The organism is Prevotella veroralis DSM 19559 = JCM 6290, assembly GCF_000377625.1.
GTDB classification, from domain to species: domain Bacteria; phylum Bacteroidota; class Bacteroidia; order Bacteroidales; family Bacteroidaceae; genus Prevotella; species Prevotella veroralis.
The window spans coordinates 1-17,423 of sequence record NZ_KB898326.1; the positions used below are offsets into that span (position 1 = coordinate 1).

The following is a 17,423-nucleotide window of genomic DNA, read 5'->3' on the forward strand; positions in this document are numbered from 1 at the left end:
CTTATAACCAAATTGAAAAGTAACATGAAAGGATGTTTAATGAGTGTTTCAGACAGACTTTTACTCAGAAAAAGAGCCATTATAGAAACGGTGAATGATGAACTTAAGAACATTGCACAAGTAGAGCACTCCAGACATAGATGCTTTGACAATTTCATCGTCAACTTATTAGGAGCCATTGCCGCCTATTGTCTGTTTCCAAAGAAGCCTTGTATTAATAATGTACAAAGGACTATGGACACACAGCTTGCATTGTTCTGAATTCGTCGAACTCACGTTATTTACTCCCCTCTCCATTCGAAGAGGGGGCGGGGGAGAGGCTTTTCTTAACACGGAATACACGGATGGCACGAAGCCTGAAGGCGACACAGAGTTCCTTACGGAACATGGGAATCCACAGAAGCTGACGCCCTTGTCTAATTCAAAATTCATAATTCACAATTCAAAATTATGATTAGTTCTGTTTGAAATAAGGGTTTGCTGTAATGCTCGTGTAATATAGTTTCAGTGTATCGAGGCTATACCTTGTTAGCTGAAATCGCAGAACTAAAAACAAAGAAACGCCTTCTTCGCTTTGAAGAGGGCGTTTCTTCGTATTGAAGAGAGGCTCTCCTTACATCAAGGAAACGCCTCCTTTGTCTTAAGGAAATCTTTTTCTAACCAGCTTCCATTAGGCACTCCTCCCCTTGGGGGAGGCTGGGTGGGGTTATTCCATTCGGAGAGGGGGCGGGGGTGAGGCTGGTTGTTGACGGGGGTGAGGCTTTTCCTCTTTATAACTTTACCCTCGCTATCAACTCTTCTGGCGTTACAAGCGTTTGTTCACCAGTAGTCATATTCTTCAAAGTAACCTTTCCCTCTTTCATTTCCGACTCTCCAGCAAGAGCCACGAAGCCGATGTTCTTTGCATTCGCATAACTCATCTGCTTCTTCATCTTTGCTTTATCGGGGAACATCTCAGTGCGAATACCCGCACGACGAGCGGCTGCTACGATTGGAAGACAGTATGCTGTCTCCTGCTCACCGAAGTTGATAAAGAGTAATTGAGTGCCTTGTACACTCTCTTTTGGATAAAGGTCTAAGGTGTTCAAAACGTCATATATGCGGTCAGCACCAAAGCTGATACCAACGCCAGAGAGCCCTGGCATACCGAAGATTCCCGTGAGATTGTCATATCGACCACCACCAGTAATAGAGCCAATCTGCACATCTAACGCCTTAACCTCAAATATGGCGCCAGTGTAATAATTAAGTCCTCGTGCCAAGGTAAGGTCGAGTTGTATCTCATTCTTTAGTCCGGACGTCTTCAACATATCAAGGATAAAGCGTGTTTCCTCAACTCCCTTTAGTCCAGTCTCACTCTCCTTCAAGGCTTCCGCAATCACTGCTAACTTCTCTTCATTGGTTCCTTCTAACTTAATGATAGGTTGCAACTTAGCAATAGCATCCTCTGATATACCATCCGCACGCAACTCTTCGTTTACATTCTCAAGTCCTATCTTATCGAGCTTATCAATGGCAACAGTGATATCAACAATCTTATCCTTCTCACCAATCACCTCGGCAATACCCGTGAGAATCTTTCTATTGTTGATCTTTATCTGTACTCTCACCCCTAACTTGGTGAAGACTGTGTCCACAATCTGCATTAGTTCCACCTCATTTAATAGTGAGTCAGAACCTACAACATCGGCATCACACTGGTAAAACTCACGATAACGACCCTTTTGTGGGCGGTCGGCACGCCATACCGGTTGTATTTGATAACGCTTGAAAGGTAACTGTAATTCTTCACGATGCATGACTACATAGCGTGCGAAGGGGACAGTAAGATCGTAACGAAGTCCCTTCTCGCATAGTTTCGTTTGCATCTTCAACGTGTTACGCCCCTTTAATTCATCGTTACTAACCGACTTCAGATAGTCACCAGAGTTCAACACCTTGAAGAGGAGTTTGTCTCCTTCATCGCCATACTTGCCCATTAAGGTGTGTAAAGTCTCCATGGCAGGTGTCTCAATCTGCTGAAATCCATACAAAGCATAGACACTTTTGATAGTATCGAATATGTAGTTACGTTTTGCCATCTCCTCTGGTCCGAAGTCACGGGTGCCCTTTGGGATGGAAGGTTTATTTGCCATTGTCTGTTATTGTTATTCTTCTTAATATAAAAAAGGAGTTAAGAGCGTCAAAAGAGATAGAGAAGTGAAAGAAACGATATTGTCAGTAATAGAGGAGAGAACCATCTAATGACCTTATATCCTTGTTCTTTTACTTCCCTAACAACCTTATTCTCTTAACTATTCAAAATTCTTTTGTTCCTATATTGATTATAAAACGATTGTCTGCTCGCGGTCAGGACCGATAGAGATAATACCGATTTTTGTCTCAAGATACTCCTCCAAGAAAGCAACATAATCGCGGAACTCCTGTGGAAACTCTGCTGCTGAGCGACATTGAGTCATATCCTTCTTCCAGCCACGGAACTCCTTATAGACAGGCTTAACATCGTCTATCTCGTATGGGAAATTCTGTGTTTGTGTACCGTCAGGAAGCTCGTATGCAACACAAGCCTTGATGGTTTCGAAGGTATCAAGTACGTCACTCTTCATCATAATAAGCTCTGTCACACCATCAACCATTACTGAGTAACGAAGCTGAACAAGGTCTATCCAACCGCAACGACGCTCTCTTCCAGTTACAGCACCATACTCATGACCAAGGTCACGGATCTTCTTTCCAGTCTCATCAAACAACTCAGTAGGGAATGGACCAGCACCAACTCGAGTGCAGTAAGCCTTCATAATGCCATAGACATTACCTATCTTATTAGGTCCAATACCTAATCCCGTGCAAGCTCCGGCACATATAGTATTGGATGAAGTAACAAATGGATAAGAACCGAAGTCGACGTCAAGCATCGTTCCTTGAGCACCTTCGCAAAGAATGTTCTTACCGTCACGCAATAGGTGATTGATTACATGTTCTGAGTCGATGAACTCAAACTCTTTCATGTACTCAATACCTTCCATCCACAGCTTCTCGGTCTCTTCAAAACCCTCAAAGTCAGTCCAGCCCAATGCTGCCAACATCTTCATGTGACGTTCCTTGTGCTCCGTATATTTGCGCTCAAAGTCACATAAGATATCACCAACACGCAATCCATTACGGCTAACCTTATCTGTGTAGGTAGGACCAATACCTTTTCCAGTTGTGCCAACCTTATCCTTTCCCTTTGCAGCCTCGTATGCTCTATCAAGGATGCGATGGGTAGGCATGATGAGATGAGCCTTCTTTGAGATGCGCAAGCGTTGCTTAAGTGGGTGCCCACTAAGCTCTAAGTCCTTTGCTTCTCCCATAAAGAGATCTGGAGCCAATACCACTCCATTGCCAATGATGTTGACCTTTCCTCCCTGGAAGATACCCGATGGAATGGAACGCAAAACATACTTCTCTCCCTCGAATTCAAGCGTATGTCCAGCATTAGGACCACCCTGAAAACGGGCTATAACATCATAATGTGGTGTGAGCACATCTACGACCTTTCCCTTACCTTCATCACCCCATTGGAGACCCAACAGGACATCAACTTTACCTGTGTTCATTTGCTTTTATGTGAGTTTTTACCTTGCTTTTGGGTTAAGAACTTGCTCTTCTGACGTGACAGAACAGCCTGGCAACGAGAGCATATACCATATATATATAAGGAGAAACCATCTCTGCGGAACCGATGAAACTTAGTGTTCTTAATCGCCTCAGTGATCTCTGGAGATTCAACTTCAGTCACTGTTCCACAGACAGTACATATCTGGTGGATATGATCTTCATTATCGTAACAAGCCTCATACTTGGTTTGTCCGATGAAACGATGTCGAACAACAAGGCGCAATTCTATGAACAGGCGCATTGTATTGTACAGTGTTGCACGGGATACACGAAAGTTCCTTGCCTCAAGTTCTGTACCCAACTCTTCTAAAGAGAAATGCCCTTTCATGTCATACACCGCATCAAGAATGGCATACCGCTCTGATGTCTTGCGATGATTATTCGCTTCGAGGTACTCATCCAGAATATCTCGAACTCTTTTCTTGACTATGTCTTTAGTCACAACTAACTGATTAAATTCGCACAAAGTTAGTATTTTTTAATGATATAACTATTATGTGGTAATAAAAAAAAGTTAAAGGGTTGCGGAATGACTATAACTCTTATGAGCACTGATATATGGTGAGTTCCTCCACGATGAGGCTTATCTATGACAGTGCCTATTATGGTTTAATATAGTTGATGGTTATTGTCTAAGCTTATTGGAATGTAAGATGGGCAGACGATAGTATTCCTTCTAAACCACTCAAAACCCTATTTTATTTTTAATTTTAGTTGCTGTCATTTTTAACATTTGCGTTAGGATGTTGGTAATCAGCGTGTTATTTGTTGTAAATGAGTGACAGAAGTGACAGCAAAATTATTTTCTGTCTTTCGTTCCTGACCTTTATCTCTTCTCTTTCTTCGCTCCTTATGTCTACTTCTGAAGAGTAGAATCCTATTCAGAACGTACTGATACTTTTTAAGTAAGATTGCTTGTTTTGTTCACCAATGATACCATTATACAACTACTTTTACTACCCTCCATATTAATAATGTAGTGTTTGAGAAAGCCGTGATAGATACGTCAGTATCGTAGTTGAGATTTTCTTCCATTTGAAAGAGGTGTTCCCTTGATGTGAAGAGAGCTTCTCCTTAATTTGAAGAAGGCGTTCCTTCGATGTGACGAAACGCCCTCTTTGCAATCACGAAACGCCTTCTTTAGATGAAGAGGATACAACATAGTAGGGACAGACGCCCTCGTCTGTCCGCCAAATCACGGCAAATAAAAGCCTCCCCAAGCCCCTCCAAAGGAGGGGATGTTGCCTAACGGGATGCCATATAAGGGTAAATGAGCAGACAGACGAGGACGTCTGTCCCTACTTTGAAGCCTCACCCCCCCTTCCCCTCTCCGAATGGAGAGGGGCGTGAATACTCCCATTTACATGTACGCCAATACCTGACAGATACAGAGGTAATAGTATTTTAAAATGAAAGAAACGCCTTCTTTCAATCGAAGAGGGCGTTTCCTTGCCATGAAAAGGGCGTCTCTTCACATCGAAGAAACGCCCTCTTTGTTTGCAAACAATGCTATCTACTCCCCTCTCCATTCGGAGAGGGGCGGGGGTGAGGCTCCTTCTTTCCCCTTGAGAGAGGCTGGGAGGAGTGTCCAGACGAAAGGCGTCTGTCCCTACTATGGTACCAACTGCAATATTTGATGTGTATGTTTTCCTGTAAAATACTTTGTTTTTCGGTTTCTTTTTTATACTTTTGACGACAGAAAAAGACTTACAAGATAAATGAGACAAATCATCAATCATTTCACTGACGATGACCTTTATAAGCTGACAATGTGCTGCGCTGTCATCGATAACTTCCCTCGTGCACATGTTTGTTACCAGTTTGTTGATCGTGATGACACGGTTTATCCCGATGGATTTGCACGTGAAGTGGAACATCAGATAGAGCTTTTAGAGTCGGTTATCATCACTCAAGAGGAGATAAACTTCCTACGTCGTAAGTGCAATTACTTGCCTGAATGGTTCTTAACTTACCTACGTGGTTTCCGCTTCTCACGCGATTGGGTGAAGGTGTGGCAGACCTCGGAAGGGCACTTACACATAGAGTTTGAAGGCTTATGGGCAGACACTATCCTACTCGAAGTGAAGGTTCTTGCCATCGTATCAGAGCTTTTCTATATGTTTAATGAGCAAGCACAAAGTTTCGATTATCAGCTCCTCTACGATAAGACTTACCATAAGGCGGAACGCTTATTAGAGGCTGGTTGTGTCTTCTCCGACTTCGGTACGCGTCGTCGTGCCAGCTTGAAAGCAGAAGAGATAGCTGTCCGCGCGATGAAAGACTGTTATGAGAGTAAGGTGTGGAAGGGCAAGTTTGTGGGTACTAGCAATATACACCTTGCGATGAAGTATGACCTCATGCCAGTGGGTACAATGGCGCATGAATTCATCTGTGCAATAGGTGGTATGTTTGGTCCGCAGATGGCTAATTACATGGCAATGGAGGCTTGGCGCAAAACATACAGGGGTGCTCTTGGTACTTATTTGTACGATTCTTTCGGTTGGGACATCTTCTCTTACAACTTCTCGGAAGACTTTGCTAATCAGTTCAAGGGACTTCGCATTGATTCAGGCGACAATCATGAGCAGTTGGATAAGATTATTGCTAAGTATAAATCGTTCGGTATCGATGCCCGTGACAAACAGATTCTTTTCTCCAATGCACTCGATACTGATCGTGCGATAGAGTTACAAAGCTACGCCGAAGGAAAGGTAAAACCTGCATTCGGGATAGGCACTCACTTCACCAATGACTTCCCACATGTAAAGCCCATGAACATCGTTATTAAGCTCGTTGCTGTTAAGATAACTGAGTCGTGGCCATACTATAATGACACCTGCAAGATATCGGAGGATAAGGGCAAGCATACGGGTAAGCCTGAGGTAATCAAGCGTTTTATGGAGGCGATACATTATAAGGAGTGAGGTGTATTAGATGGTTATTTCCAATCAAAATAGTACACCAAAGTAGGGACAGACGCCCTCGTCTGTCCGCCCATTTACCCTTTTATAACACTCCGTTAGGCAACATCCCCTCCTTTGGAGGGGCTTGGGGAGGCTTTTATTTGTCGTGATTTGGCGGACAGACGAGGGCATCTGTCCCTACTTTGTGACATGTTTTTTAATCAAAGGAACGCCCCTTTCAAAATGGCGAAGGCGTTTTCTTGATACGAAGGAGGCGTTTCCTTACAATGAAGAAGGCGTTTCTTCGTATTGAAGAAACGCCCCCTTTGTTTACTAATAATAGTATCTTCCTATTCAGCAGACTCTTCTATGCGCTTCAAACCCTTCTGGTAATAAATGTAATAAAGTATTCCTGCGGTCGTTAAACCAAATGGGAAGGCATACCAAATACCCAGAAGTTGATAATTCATAACCACTCCGAAGAGGTAACCCAATGGCAATGACACGATGAAAAAGGCGATGAATGCAATCCAAATCAGCGGTTTCACAACAGCGATTCCACGCATGGCATTGGCGTAATTACTCTGCATTCCGTCGCCAAACTGGTAGATCATAAAGGGGACAATAGTCATGGATACCATCGAGATAACATCTGTATTGTCAGTAAATAAGCCTCCAATGCTATGGCGGAAGAGGAAGACTGGGATAGAGGTCGTCATCGCAAGAAGGAAAACAAGGTGTATGCCAGCTGTCGCCGTATGCCTAACTGCAGTGTAATCACGCTGTCCCATGAAGTTACTGATGCGTACCGCTACTGCTGCCGCAAGCCCATAATAAATCATATAACCCAGTTGGGAGATGGTCAACATGACCTGATGTGCAGCTAAGGCGGTTGTTCCGAACCATCCAACCATGATACTCGATAAGCTGAAAGCGGCGGTTTCCATACCCATTTGTAAGGCTAATGGCAATCCGAGAACAGTGATTTTTCTGAAGTCAGGGCGGTTCGTGTTGCCTTGACTCCAGCCCTTTCTGTATTCTTTGTACTTCTTACTAAAGAAGAAGATACCCACCATCACGATTGCCATCGCTATACGAGAAATCATCGTAGAAAGCCCTGCACCGATCAGACCTAACTCACTCATTCCAAGGTGACCATATATGAGAACCCAGTTACCGAATATATTCATAACGTTGCCACTGATCAGTATCCACATAGCCACTCGGGTGTCTGTAATGCCATCCGTAAACTGTCGGAAGGTGTTAAACCAACATACGAAAGGCAGTGAAACAAGCTGTATGATGAAGTAAGGACGTATAAGAGGAAGAAGCTCTTTGGGCTGTCCCAAATGTTCGAGATTAGCGTATAATAACCCCATGATAGCCGATAAGAACACCGCCATACAGGTGTTAGCTGCCACCGCACTCTTCATGAGTTCGCCAATACGGTGCGTCTTTTCCTGTCCGTAAAGCGTACCGACAAGAGCCGTGATAGCGTAAGTGAAGCCTACAGCAAAGATGATTACCAACGTAAACATATTGTTGACAAATGCCGCAGCAGCCAACTCCTTGGTGCTATGATGCCCAATCATCAGGGTGTCGGCGAAGTTAAGAATGAGGTTACCTAACTGTCCGATGATGATAGGTACACCTAAATAAGTAAGGTTGCGATAGTGTGTTTCGTATCTTGAAAACTGATATGACATACTGTTGTTTCCTGCTTTTATATGATTAATGGTGCAAAGGTACGAAATAAAAGCGTATTGTTATGCGCTTTTATAATAATCTTCTCTCTTCCAATGGAATACTGTAAGTTTTCCTCCCGTTGCTTTTCTTGGTTTGAATGAACCTTTTTATTTTTGTAACAAAACCTATCCTCTCGATACCAGATAGGCTGGGGTAGGTACGAAAAAGAGGAAACCTGTAGGCTTCCTCTTTGTTATTTCATTTGTAAATAAGGGTTTACAAGTCGAATTTATAGCCCAGTGTAATCTGGAATACACTGTTCTTTGCCTTGTTACCTTCGTACACCTTTGTTAGACCCCAGTTGTAACGAGCATCCAACTGGAAGTTGTTATACTCATAAGAAAGACCTACTGGGACAGAAAGGTCAAATGACTTTGCCTTGCCAGGAACGGGTATCTGACCTCCATGTGTTGCATCTACAGAAGCCTTATCACTAACCTTGAAGCCTGGTTGGAGGCCTAACTTCACTGCAAGACCCTTAACAACATAAACGTTAGCAGTTATTGGAACGTTGATGTAATCGAGCTTTTGTGTAATAGTAGCAAGTGGAGTCTTTGCCTTTGCACCTTGCATAGAGTAGAGCAAACCAGCACTAACTGAAACGATGTCGGTTGCTTGGTACTCACCTTCAGCACCTGCAACAAGACCTATGCGAGCGTCTGGTTTGTTGTCACCAGTTAGATTTGCAATGTTCAAACCAACCTTTGGCTGGATGTTAAAAGAACCTACTGCGTGTTGTGCGAATGTAGCTACTGATGATAACATCAGGGCTGCTACTAACATAATCTTTTTCATAATCGTTATGAATTAATTGTAAGTAAAATTGTTATCTATACTTTGTTACTTTCTTATTAATTACTTGGTCTATTGGTTCTAACCGAACTTCTCTCTTTAAAAATACTACCTACTAATAGTGAGAGCAAAGTTATGTTTTATAAAGAAAACGGCAAATTATTTCCAATTAATAAGTGTTAAAGAAGGTATTTGGATAACATTTATCATAAAAAAGGCGAGTATTGGAGATCAATCAACCAGCACTCACCTTATTATATATATACTTTGAAACTTGTTTATAACGGATAGTTACAATGCTTTATGCGTTCTTTACTTCACAAGTCAAGTCTTTGCCATCAGCAAACTCCTTCACACTGTTGAGTGTAGAAATGGCTATGTTGTGCAAAGCCTCCGCTGTGAAGAAAGCCTGATGAGAGGTTAGAACCACGTTAGGAACCATCAACAAGCGAGCCAATACATCGTCATCTATCATCTTATCACTTCTATCTTCATAGAAGTAGTCACGCTCTTCTTCATATACATCAAGCCCTGCGGAACCCACTTGCTTGCTACGAAGTCCCTCAATAAGATCCTCTGTGTGGATCAGTTTTCCACGCCCGGTATTGATAATCATAACGCCTTTCTTCATCTTAGTAATGCTATCCTTATTAATCAGGAACTTTGTGTCTGGCGTCAGTGGACAGTGCAGAGAAATAATGTCACTATGGGTATATAACTCGTCAAGACCAACCACTTTCACATCATACTGTTTAGCAAACTCGTGGTCAGGATACAAGTCGTAAGCCATCACATTCATACCGAAACCATGCAGGATCTTGATGAGTTCTTTTGCAATACGCCCCATTCCGATGATACCGGCAGTTTTTCCATACATGTCAAAGCCCAACAATCCGTGTAGAGTAAAGTTACCTTCACGGGTGCGATTAACGGCTCGGTAGATCTTACGATTTAGACTTAGCATGAGCGAAACAGCATACTCAGCCACTGCATGTGGTGAATAAGCAGGAACGCGCGTAACCCTTATTCGTCCCTCAGCTGCTTTAAGGTCAACGTTGTTAAAGCCTGCACATCGCAATGCAACTAACTTGACTCCATTGTGGACCAACTCTTCTATCACCTTTGCATCACACTCTGCATTCACAAAGATACAAACGACATCTGCACCCTTAGCAAGTGGTACTGTGCTAATACTCAGGCGTTCCTGATAATAGCGAATATCGAAGTTATAGTCCTTGTTAACTGCGTTGAACGACTCTATATCGTATGACTTTGCGTCAAAGAAAGCGATTCTTAATGCCATGTATCCTAAATATTATAATTGTTATGAGTGTTTGATAAAATTCTTATCAGTCTTTTCTCTTATTGAAACAATGCAAAGGTACGCATAAATTGTAATATTTGCAAGTGTTGGACTATAATTCATTTCATTAATAGATATGGGTCAAGTGGGCTGCTCCTTATCGTGCCTTACAGCCTACTTGACCTCCCTTTCGTTACATTGTACAATCTATTCCAACTCTTTTTTACTAAGCTTTGTTGCAAGAATAAAGTAGAATATAAGCGCAATGTAAGCAACAAGTGACAGAAGTTCAGATAGATGATTTTCCCACCAAGTAGCATATTGGAACTCAATACCGCCAAACTTCAGTAGGGCAGAGATAACTCCCATCAATGCTCCACCGGCAATAAAGCCTGAAGCTATTAGTGTTCCCCTCTCGCCTCTCGCCTTGTTGATCGTTTCTTCCTTAGAACGACTTGTGACATACCAGTTAATTGCTCCACCAACTAATAATGGAATATTCAATTCAAGTGGGATGAACATACCTAAAGCGAAGGCAAGAGCAGGAACTTTGCATCGGTCTAATACTAAAGCGATGACTGCACCAATAGCATAAAGAATCCAAGGCGCACCTTGACCGCTCATCAAAGGTTTGATAACTGCTGCCATAGCATTTGCTTGAGGAGCAGCTAATTTACCCGAAGTGAAGCCATAAGTCTTATTTAATACGATCATAACACCAGCTACCGTTGCGGCTGAAATGATGGTTCCGAGGAACTTCCATGTCTCTTGTTTCTTAGGAGTCGTTCCAAGCCAATAGCCAATCTTTAAGTCAGTAATAAACGATCCAGCCATTGATAACGCGGTACAAACAACTCCGCCCATAAGTAACGCTGCCAACATACCGGCATTCCCTTTCAATCCAACGGCAACCATGACCACAGATGCTAAGATAAGCGTCATAAGTGTCATACCAGATACAGGATTACTTCCGACAATTGCAATCGCATTAGCTGCAACTGTTGTGAAAAGGAAGGCAATGATTGTTACGAGAATAATACCCACAACAGCGTGGAGTAGGTTGAAATTCATTACTCCGAAATAGAAGAATAAGAAGGTAATAATAAGCGTTGCGATACTTCCAAAGGCTATAATCTTAAAGGAAATATCTCTTTGAGTGCGTAACACTTCTGCCTGATCGCCGCCTTTGCCCTTCATTTCCCGAGCGGCTAAGCCAACTGCACTCTTAATGATACCCCAAGACTTCACAATTCCAATGATTCCTGACATTGCGATACCGCCAATACCAATTGAGCGAGCGTATGCTTTGAAGATTGCTTCAGGTGCCATTTGCCCGACGGCAGTAGTGATTGTTGGATCCCATTGGTTCAAAACCGTGTCAGGGAATAGGAGAGCCATACCAGGAACTATAAGCCACCAAACAGCAAGTGAGCCTAAGCAGATGATGAAAGCATATTTAAGTCCGATGATATAACCCAGACCTAACACAGCTGCACCCGTATTTACCTTGAAAACCAGCTTAGCTTTATCGGCAATCGTCTCGCCGATTCCAATCATTCTACTTGTTACATTCTCATTCCAGAAACCAAAAGTTGCAACAATGAAATCGTATAAACCACCAACAAGTCCTGCAAGAAGTAATGGTTTTGCCTGGCTGCCTCCTTTCTCTCCACTAACAAGAACCTGTGTCGTAGCCGTTGCTTCAGGGAAAGGATACTTGCCATGTTGGTCCTTCACAAAGTACTTTCGGAAAGGAATTAGGAATAAAATGCCCAAGACGCCACCCAAAGCTGCTGCAATAAATATCTTGAGAAAGTCGGCTTGCAGGTCCAACATATAGATAGCTGGCATAACAAATATGCCACCCGCTACTACTGCTCCCGAACAAGCACCGATACTTTGGATGATAATGTTCTCTCCAAGTGCGTTTTTTCGCTTTGTGGCTGAGGACAATCCGATAGCAATAATAGCAATAGGGATAGCTGCTTCAAAGACCTGTCCAACCTTCAAACCCAGATAAGCTGCGGCTGCAGAAAACAAGACGGTCATAAGAATACCCCAAGTTATAGACCACGGACTCACCTCTCGATAGGTTCTTTTAGGCGACATGATCGGCTCATATTCCTCGTCAGCCCTTAATTCTCTGAAAGCATTTTCAGGGATTTCAATGTTTTGTTCTGTTTTATTTTCCATTGTTTAATAGTATTATTTGGTTGCAAAGATAAATAAAAATCGTTTATTCGATACCAAATAAAAGCAAAATATTAACTTTGCATTCGTGAAAGAAATAGAACCGATAGCATTTTTCCGCTCACCGCTTACGTCTAAGTTTGGTATTCCTCGACAAAGCGGGTTAGCCAATAACCTCGTAGGGCGCATTGTCTTTGAGAAGAAATATCAGAGGGAAGAGGCGTTACGAGGCTTAGAAGACTTCGATTACTTATGGTTAATATGGGGATTTTCAGCCAATCCTCCGTCAGATGAGATTAAATTTACCGTTCGCCCACCACGCTTAGGAGGCAATAAACGCTTAGGAGTTTTCGCAACCCGCTCACCTTTCCGCCCTAACGGACTCGGTTTATCTTCGGTTTTTATAAAGCAGATAACCGAAGGCGAGATAGAAGTCGTTGGCGCCGACCTGATGGATGGTACGCCAATCTATGATATCAAACCCTATATTCCCTACGTTGATAGTCATCCAGAGGCTAAAGGAGGATTCACTGACAAGAAGGAATGGCAGAAACTTTCGGTGGTTATTCCCGATGATATTGCAATTCTGTTTAAATCAGACGAGCTGGCAGCCTTGAAAGAAGTCTTGGCACAAGACCCCCGTCCGCAATATCAACACGATGCGGAGCGCATTTACGTTATGCCTTTCGCTGGGAAGGAAGTACATTTCCGCGTATTTGATGACCAATTAAAGGTCGTTCGTGTGAGTCATTAAGATAGGATATTTACATTCAAAAAGCTAAAAATATGCACTACAAACGTATCATCTTTTGTATAATTTCATTCCTTTTACCCTCAATGATGCTTCATGCTCAGATAACTTTCCAGTCTCTCCACGTGGAAAAAGGAATAATAAAAGGATATTACGAGCTATCCTCCTGCGGATTATGCTATGATCGCAAGGGGCATACGATATCAATAAATGGTAAAACCTACCCATTTTATATGCGGATCGAAGCTAACAGTACCATCCGTAAATGGGCGAATCCATTAGATTCGTTAGGATGGAAAGAGTTTATCAATATGGATTTTGCTTTGGATGCCCAAAGAGAAATCTATAAACGAGATTTGTATTTATCGCCGCTTGAGTATGGATATGATGGAACGCTCGTTGATTCTGCTGGTGCGCTCTATTATTTGAAGCGCAATCGCCGTAAGATTGTTGCCTGTTATTACTTTTCGGGTGATGTGATCCTCTATAAAATCAACCGATTTCGTACTAAAAAAGACGATGAAAAGCTCTCGTTTATTCTAAAAAAGATGCTATCCGAACGGGAATTTGTCATATTGAAAGAGGCAAATTCGGTAAGCCACTTATCGAAAAAGGATATTTCGTTAATGGGACTTGAACCTACTGCTATTTATTCTTTTTTCTATTGTTTGGACGAATAGAAGGGCACAAATCGTTGTAATGTATTAGTAGATTGGTTAGGAATATTCTTTACATTGCGTTTTTTCAATCTAGGGTTTTCTAAGTAAGAATATTGGTGTAAAATCGTTCAAATATCATGTTTTTCAGAAACGTATATACGTTTTTACCAAAATGTATATACGTTTTTGATGAAACGTACCTCCGTTTTTAGTAAAACGTACCTCCGTTTTGGGTGAAATGTACCTCCGTTTTTAGTAAAATGTACCTCCGTTTTGCCTAAAACGGAGGTACGTTTTGCCAAAAATGATAGTACTTTTTGATGGAAACAATTATCTGATTTTATAAGATCCTGTATATCAGTTGTTTACGAAGATGGTGCAAAACTCTCTCAAAATTCGCGTATTTGAGCGAGAATAGGGGATTGGTGAATAAAAACGCAGTTACAGCGTCGGAAATGACAATATTCTATTACAAAATTCTCGCTATATCAAATGCCCTTAAACCTATTATGATATTAGATATTTGAACCATGCAAATGGCTTGCGATGTTCTAAGTAATTGAGGTTATCCATATTCTTATATGCCTCTTTTTCAAATGATAAATTCATATAAGCGCGACCGGGAAGGGGCAAACGGATAAGCCATTCGAGCAAATACCATAGATAAAACGGGATAATGAGCATTTCAATCATCTGGTGGGTATGGATGCGTTCATGATTAATAAGCTCCTTGGTGAGAATTACTTCGGGATGAACGAAAAGAAACCCAAGAATATTGATGGCTTCATAATTCTTGGGTGGGAGATATTTGGTTCTAATAATTATCATTTATTCCATTTCGATTGACTCGACATGAGGCTTGGTTGGGGCTGGTGGAGGGGTTGGACTTGGAGAATTTGAAGGAGTTTCCGGCTCGTTGCTCCCCTCATTTGTTGAGCTTGAAGCCTCGCTATGACTGCGATTGTGGCGAGTGTGACTGCGTCCGCGGATACTATTATATACCTTTTCAGCCTGCTGTTCCTCCTGTTTGTCAGTAGAATCCGTCTTGGTTGTATCTACAGGCACGGTATCAAACTTAGCCTTATTGGTCTCGGCTAAATTAGAATCTGGCTCAATCGAAGTTTGGGTATATTCCGGATCATTCTTGTGCTGACCATAATAGATGAATCCAAATGCCACAAGAAATATAGTGCCTAAGATGATAAAGATAACCATTCCGCGCCCTAAGGTCGGTTCGTCGTCATAATCTTTACGCTGATTGTTCGCACTATTCTTAGGGTTATTCTGCTCTTTATCATGCTCTTCCGTATGATTCTCTGGACTTTTCATATCTATTGTACTTCTGATTTTGGCAACAAAGGTAAGCGAAAAGGTAGAGATTCCAAAACGATTTAGGTTTTTATTCATTTGTTCTTTTCTTTTTTGTACCTTTGCAATCGAATTTAATAGATATCATTCTGAAAATAGATATGAAGAAGTATTTAATAATCATTTGTTTCCTTACTTGTTGGCTGGGTGCATCTGCTCAAAATCTTCGTGAGGTTTGGATTAATATGCCCGATACAATCTCTCCTTATTTGAATAAGAATTTGCGGACAGAGTTAGTCGATGATGTGAAAATGGGCGTTGAGCCTGCAGTAAAGAATCTATTGGATGATACGACACGGATAGACCGAATAACGAAAGATTATATGCTTGTGAGGCTGAGCGATGCGAGCTCTATGGAGATAAAGTTATTAGATAATTCGACTATTGCGCTGATTCAGACTTGGAATGCTCCTGTCGCAGAGAGTAAATTGACCTTGTTTAATCAGCAATGGCAACCACGGGGGACGGTAATTCTTCCTCAAGAAACGATTGAAAAACCAGACACAATAACTGAAACTAAGTTTAACGATATAAAATCTTTAATGACTCCTTGCTTGAGAGAATTGCATTTTAATGCAGATGATAACTCTTTAATTGTAAGCTATGACTATCCGCTTCTGTCGATAGATGAGAGAAATAGAGTGAAAGCCTATCGCAAACCAGTGATTTTGCATTGGTCGGGAAAAGATTTTCGTTAGTAAAAATGATTGAAGATTTGGTGGTTTCTTAGAAAGTTACTACTTTTGTCGGCACAAAATTAATAGCTGAAGACATGAATTTGAAGGTACGTTTGGCCTTAATGAACTTCTTGGAGTTCGCAGTTTGGGGAGCCTATTTGACTTCTATGGGGCGTTATTTGGGGAATATTGGTATTGGTTCGGAAATAGGTTGGTTCTATTCTATGCAAGGTATAGTGTCAATATTCATGCCTGCCTTGATGGGAATTGTAGCAGACCGATGGGTTCCAGCTCAAAGACTATTAGGTTTTTGTCATTTACTTGCTGGAGTATTCATGTTTGCCACCGCTGGTTATGGTTTGAGCATCGGAGGAAATGCCAATTTTGCTACGATCTTTACCTTATATTCATTGTCGGTTGCTTTCTATATGCCTACGTTGGCATTAACAAATTCCGTTGCGTATAGTGCTTTAACCAATGCGGGAATGGATACAGTGAAGGACTTTCCTCCGATTCGTGTATTCGGAACGATTGGTTTTATCCTTACAATGTGGCTGGTTGATATTATGGGATTCCAAAGCAATCAGAACCAATTTATCACATCAGGCGTTGTAAGTATCATTCTTTTCTTCTATACATTTACATTACCTAATTGCGAAGTTAGTAAAGGGACGAAACAGAAGAGTTTTATTGATGCTTTCGGGTTGCGTGCCTTCTCTCTTTTTAAGCAAAAGAAGATGGCTATTTTCTTTATTTTCTCCATGCTATTGGGTGTAAGTCTTCAGATTACGAATAGTTTTGCTAATCCATTTTTATTTAGTTTTGGCGCTCAACCGGAGTTTGTCGATAGCTTTGGCGTGCAGCATGCTAATATATTGATAAGTCTTTCGCAGATTAGTGAAACCTGTTGCATACTACTTATTCCTTTCTTTATGCGTCATTATGGTATAAAGAATGTGATGTTAATCGCAATGTTTGCTTGGGTTCTCCGATTTGGATTATTCGGAGTTGGTAATCCAGGCTTCCCTGGAATCTTATTGTTCGTACTTTCAATGATTGTTTATGGTGTGGCTTTCGACTTCTTTAATATCTCGGGGTCATTATTCGTTGATAATAGTACCGAACCTTCTATCCGTTCTTCTGCACAAGGACTATTCATGTTGATGACAAATGGCGTTGGCGCAACGATAGGAACGCTGGCAGCTCAGGCGATTGTCAATGTCTATACTCATCCACAGGCAGTTGGTTCGGATACATTGACAGTCGGTGATTGGTCATCCTGTTGGTTCATCTTTGCTGGTTATGCCTTCGTCGTAGGTGTTTGCTTTGCATTGATATTCCGTCCGAAGAAAGCTAAATGAATTGAATACTATT

15 protein-coding genes are annotated in these 17,423 nt (G+C 41.7%); 6 read left to right on the forward strand and 9 right to left on the reverse strand.

Features of this window, described 5'->3' with window-relative positions; all coding sequences use genetic code 11:
• The coding region (locus D464_RS0102460) for a transposase (protein WP_018909992.1) at nt 1–261 on the forward strand (261 nt) is incomplete at its 5' end.
• A gap of 509 nt (nt 262–770) precedes the next feature.
• Here the strand turns inward: D464_RS0102460 and hisS are convergent.
• The 3 genes from hisS to D464_RS0102475 all read right to left on the reverse strand — a co-directional run bounded on the left by hisS (nt 771) and on the right by D464_RS0102475 (nt 4,102).
• Nucleotides 771–2,135, reverse strand: coding sequence for a histidine--tRNA ligase (gene hisS, locus D464_RS0102465; protein ID WP_018909993.1), 1,365 nt, complete (start codon nt 2,133–2,135; stop codon nt 771–773).
• 189 nt (nt 2,136–2,324) lie between these two features.
• Nucleotides 2,325–3,599 (reverse strand): adenylosuccinate synthase, encoded by a 1,275-nt coding sequence (locus D464_RS0102470; protein WP_018909994.1) that lies wholly within the window; start codon nt 3,597–3,599, stop codon nt 2,325–2,327.
• Nucleotides 3,596–4,102, reverse strand: a complete 507-nt coding sequence (locus D464_RS0102475) for a Fur family transcriptional regulator (RefSeq protein ID WP_004382005.1) — start codon at nt 4,100–4,102, stop codon at nt 3,596–3,598. Before D464_RS0102475 ends, D464_RS0102470 begins: the two co-directional genes overlap by 4 nt.
• A 1,276-nt stretch (nt 4,103–5,378) precedes the next feature.
• Here D464_RS0102475 and pncB point away from each other — a divergent pair.
• Nucleotides 5,379–6,584: a nicotinate phosphoribosyltransferase gene (pncB, locus tag D464_RS0102485; RefSeq protein ID WP_024985715.1), complete on the forward strand. Its 1,206-nt coding sequence runs from the start codon at nt 5,379–5,381 to the stop codon at nt 6,582–6,584.
• A gap of 329 nt (nt 6,585–6,913) precedes the next feature.
• Here the strand turns inward: pncB and D464_RS0102490 are convergent, their stop codons facing one another.
• From D464_RS0102490 to D464_RS0102505, 4 genes are all read right to left on the reverse strand, one after another.
• Nucleotides 6,914–8,269 (reverse strand): MATE family efflux transporter, encoded by a 1,356-nt coding sequence (locus D464_RS0102490; protein ID WP_018909997.1) that lies wholly within the window; start codon nt 8,267–8,269, stop codon nt 6,914–6,916.
• Between the two features lie 256 nt (nt 8,270–8,525).
• On the reverse strand, nt 8,526–9,104 hold the full coding sequence (locus D464_RS0102495) for a porin family protein (protein WP_018909998.1): 579 nt from the start codon (nt 9,102–9,104) through the stop codon (nt 8,526–8,528).
• Nucleotides 9,105–9,402: 298 nt separating this feature from the next.
• Nucleotides 9,403–10,404: a 2-hydroxyacid dehydrogenase gene (locus D464_RS0102500; RefSeq protein ID WP_018909999.1), complete on the reverse strand. Its 1,002-nt coding sequence runs from the start codon at nt 10,402–10,404 to the stop codon at nt 9,403–9,405.
• Between the two features lie 207 nt (nt 10,405–10,611).
• On the reverse strand, nt 10,612–12,597 hold the full coding sequence (locus D464_RS0102505; RefSeq protein ID WP_018910000.1) for an OPT family oligopeptide transporter: 1,986 nt from the start codon (nt 12,595–12,597) through the stop codon (nt 10,612–10,614).
• Between the two features lie 85 nt (nt 12,598–12,682).
• Between D464_RS0102505 and tsaA the strand changes: the two genes are divergently transcribed.
• Both tsaA and D464_RS0102515 read left to right on the forward strand, forming a co-directional pair.
• A complete protein-coding gene (tsaA, locus tag D464_RS0102510) occupies nt 12,683–13,348 on the forward strand; it encodes a tRNA (N6-threonylcarbamoyladenosine(37)-N6)-methyltransferase TrmO (protein WP_004382022.1) in 666 nt (221 codons plus the stop codon).
• A gap of 32 nt (nt 13,349–13,380) precedes the next feature.
• Nucleotides 13,381–14,025, forward strand: a complete 645-nt coding sequence (locus tag D464_RS0102515; protein ID WP_244264084.1) for a hypothetical protein — start codon at nt 13,381–13,383, stop codon at nt 14,023–14,025.
• 486 nt (nt 14,026–14,511) lie between these two features.
• Here D464_RS0102515 and D464_RS0102520 read toward each other — a convergent pair whose 3' ends face one another.
• Nucleotides 14,512–14,832, reverse strand: coding sequence for a hypothetical protein (locus tag D464_RS0102520; RefSeq protein ID WP_018910002.1), 321 nt, complete (start codon nt 14,830–14,832; stop codon nt 14,512–14,514).
• On the reverse strand, nt 14,833–15,411 hold the full coding sequence (locus D464_RS0102525) for a zinc ribbon domain-containing protein (RefSeq protein ID WP_154649577.1): 579 nt from the start codon (nt 15,409–15,411) through the stop codon (nt 14,833–14,835). It lies immediately after the preceding gene.
• Nucleotides 15,412–15,473: 62 nt separating this feature from the next.
• Here D464_RS0102525 and D464_RS0102530 point away from each other — a divergent pair, with 62 nt between their 5' ends.
• A complete protein-coding gene (locus tag D464_RS0102530) occupies nt 15,474–16,070 on the forward strand; it encodes a DUF3256 family protein (protein ID WP_026284613.1) in 597 nt (198 codons plus the stop codon).
• Between the two features lie 74 nt (nt 16,071–16,144).
• Entirely contained in the window at nt 16,145–17,410 is a 1,266-nt protein-coding gene (locus D464_RS0102535) for an MFS transporter (RefSeq protein ID WP_018910004.1), read from the forward strand.
• Nucleotides 17,411–17,423: the final 13 nt, after the last annotated feature.

Excerpts from the sequence above, each read along its gene's own strand:
- hisS (WP_018909993.1), bottom strand. The coding sequence starts at position 2,135 with ATGGCAAATAAACCTTCCATCCCAAAGGGCACCCGTGACTTCGGACCA.
- D464_RS0102535 (WP_018910004.1), top strand. The coding sequence starts at position 16,145 with ATGAATTTGAAGGTACGTTTGGCCTTAATGAACTTCTTGGAGTTCGCA.
- D464_RS0102470 (WP_018909994.1), bottom strand. The coding sequence starts at position 3,599 with ATGAACACAGGTAAAGTTGATGTCCTGTTGGGTCTCCAATGGGGTGAT.
- D464_RS0102505 (WP_018910000.1), bottom strand. The coding sequence starts at position 12,597 with ATGGAAAATAAAACAGAACAAAACATTGAAATCCCTGAAAATGCTTTC.
- pncB (WP_024985715.1), top strand. The coding sequence starts at position 5,379 with ATGAGACAAATCATCAATCATTTCACTGACGATGACCTTTATAAGCTG.
- D464_RS0102515 (WP_244264084.1), top strand. The coding sequence starts at position 13,381 with ATGCACTACAAACGTATCATCTTTTGTATAATTTCATTCCTTTTACCC.
- D464_RS0102520 (WP_018910002.1), bottom strand. The coding sequence starts at position 14,832 with ATGATAATTATTAGAACCAAATATCTCCCACCCAAGAATTATGAAGCC.
- D464_RS0102500 (WP_018909999.1), bottom strand. The coding sequence starts at position 10,404 with ATGGCATTAAGAATCGCTTTCTTTGACGCAAAGTCATACGATATAGAG.
- D464_RS0102525 (WP_154649577.1), bottom strand. The coding sequence starts at position 15,411 with ATGAATAAAAACCTAAATCGTTTTGGAATCTCTACCTTTTCGCTTACC.
- D464_RS0102495 (WP_018909998.1), bottom strand. The coding sequence starts at position 9,104 with ATGAAAAAGATTATGTTAGTAGCAGCCCTGATGTTATCATCAGTAGCT.
- D464_RS0102530 (WP_026284613.1), top strand. The coding sequence starts at position 15,474 with ATGAAGAAGTATTTAATAATCATTTGTTTCCTTACTTGTTGGCTGGGT.
- D464_RS0102490 (WP_018909997.1), bottom strand. The coding sequence starts at position 8,269 with ATGTCATATCAGTTTTCAAGATACGAAACACACTATCGCAACCTTACT.